We start from the raw sequence: 2,021 nt of genomic DNA on the forward strand, positions 1-2,021 counted from the left end.
ATTACGGGACGTGTGGCCAGATATGATTACGACGAGTTCGACAACCTCATCTCGGCCGAGTACGAACGCGGCGGCGAGGTGGAACGCCTCTACCGTGTGCCCGACCGCATGGGTAACCTTTTCGAGTCGCGTGAGAAGGACGACCGCAAATATGACGCAGGCGGACGATTGGCCGAAGACCGCGAATTCTTCTACCACTACGACTGCGAGGGCAACCTCGTGTTCAAGGAGTTTAAGGAGCTGTCGTGGGGCGGCAACGTCATCGCCCCTATTAATAAGGAGCGGCTCGAGACTGAACTGGGCATCCGTTTCCGCGCCTTCGGCACGGGCTGGCGTTATGATTGGCAGAGCGACGGCATGCTCGCCCGCGTCGTGCGCCCCGACGGCAAGGAGGTCTCGTTCGCATACGACGCCCTCGGCCGCCGCATCCGCAAGACATACGCAGGAACGACCACCCACTTCGTTTGGGACGGCAACGTGCCACTGCACGAATGGACGGAAGAAAATGAGATGGTCACTTGGCTCTTCGAGCAAGACACGTTCGTGCCTGCCGCCAAGCTTGTTGCCAATGGCGACTGCTTCTCCATCATCTCCGACTACCTCGGTACGCCCCTGCAAGCCTACGACAAACAAGGAAACAAGGTTTGGGAACAAGAGCTGGACATCTACGGCCGGCAAAGAAAACGGCCATCCGCGTTCATTCCATTCAAGTACCAAGGGCAGTACGAGGATGCAGAAACGGGGTTATATTACAATCGGTTCAGGTATTACGACCCGAATGGGGGAAGTTACATCAGCCAAGACCCGATAGGGTTGATGGGTGAGAACCCCACTTTGTATGCCTACGTATCAGATATAAATAGCTTAACTGACCTTCTGGGGTTGACTGCCGAGGTATATAAATTAGTGGCAACGAAGGATGGTTATTATGATGTGTATGAATGGGGGAATGATAAACCCGTGGGCAAAACATATCTAAAAAAAGGAGATACGTGGAAAATAGGGGAAACAACTAATTTCAGAACAAGAAAGAATGGTACCGAAATTCAAAATAGATACACTAGGAAATGGTTGAGACAAAACAATCTGGACTATAAGCCATTGCAACACTCTCCTAATAAATCGGCAAAAACTTCATTCCAAAATTTTGAAACAAGCCGTGTAGAGAAGTTTGAAAAGCAATTTGGTAAAAAGCCAGCAGGAAATAAATGCTATCATTAAAAACGATGAACAGAGTAAGTATTCAAATTGATTCACCTGGCTATGTAAAGGTTAGTGAAATAGGCAAAGAACTTGTTGCATTTTCATTAACAATAGAAAGGAAATACCCTCAAATAGATTTTGAGCTCGCCTTTTGTTTCAGAGCGTTGTACACCACACGCGGCATCCGGTCAAAAGTCCGATTCGAAAAAGACTGCAATTGTTTAGGCATGGACTTAATAATGTCGTTAGATGAGTTCAATCCTTATAAGAACAACGTTTCTATGCAACGGCGGATTATGGGTAAACATTTCTTTCCATTTTTTGCAGAGAACATAAAGAAATACAGAAACAAGTTACCCGTTCTCAAACCCATTGAAAAAGATTTGGTGGAGGACATGCGCCTATTTCTCATTGAAAACCTTTGGCTACCTGACGATAGTGGCAGTTTTAAGTTGTCGGTTATAGAGAATGTTTCTTACGATCGTGCAATGGCTCTGTTTGGAAAGCCAAAACAAAAAAGGTTCACGGATACTGATAACGGTAAAATGCAGGACATATTGTGGGAAGTGGATGAACAGACAAAGCTATCAGCCCAATACAGACTGATAGATAAAGTTTGGACGCTAGAATGCTATAACATTGAGTGATGGCAAGTAGCAGGGTGGAGGATGGGATATGTATGTGATTAATGCCCCGTGTGCGCACGTTCGACCCGACGGGGCGGCATGTGCATACGGCTAGCAGCCTCGGAGCAAGCGTGGACTACGGCCACGACGGACAAGGGAGGTTGCAGGAGATGTCGAGCGGGGACTGGTCGG

The 2,021-nt window shown here is 47.7% G+C and carries 2 protein-coding genes; both read left to right on the forward strand.

Annotated elements, in window-relative coordinates:
- On the forward strand, window positions 1-1,221 hold a 1,221-nt coding region (locus HMPREF0670_RS11505), incomplete at its 5' end, for an RHS repeat-associated core domain-containing protein (RefSeq protein WP_044078217.1).
- Window positions 1,222-1,226: 5 nt separating this feature from the next.
- Entirely contained in the window at window positions 1,227-1,850 is a 624-nt protein-coding gene (locus HMPREF0670_RS11510; protein ID WP_044078279.1) for a hypothetical protein, read from the forward strand.
- Window positions 1,851-2,021: the final 171 nt, after the last annotated feature.

This window comes from Prevotella sp. oral taxon 317 str. F0108, assembly GCF_000162415.1.
In the GTDB taxonomy this organism is placed as follows: Bacteria; Bacteroidota; Bacteroidia; order Bacteroidales; family Bacteroidaceae; genus Prevotella; species Prevotella conceptionensis.

Coding starts and splice junctions, on each gene's coding strand:
- HMPREF0670_RS11510 (WP_044078279.1), top strand. CDS start 1,227: ATGAACAGAGTAAGTATTCAAATTGATTCACCTGGCTATGTAAAGGTT.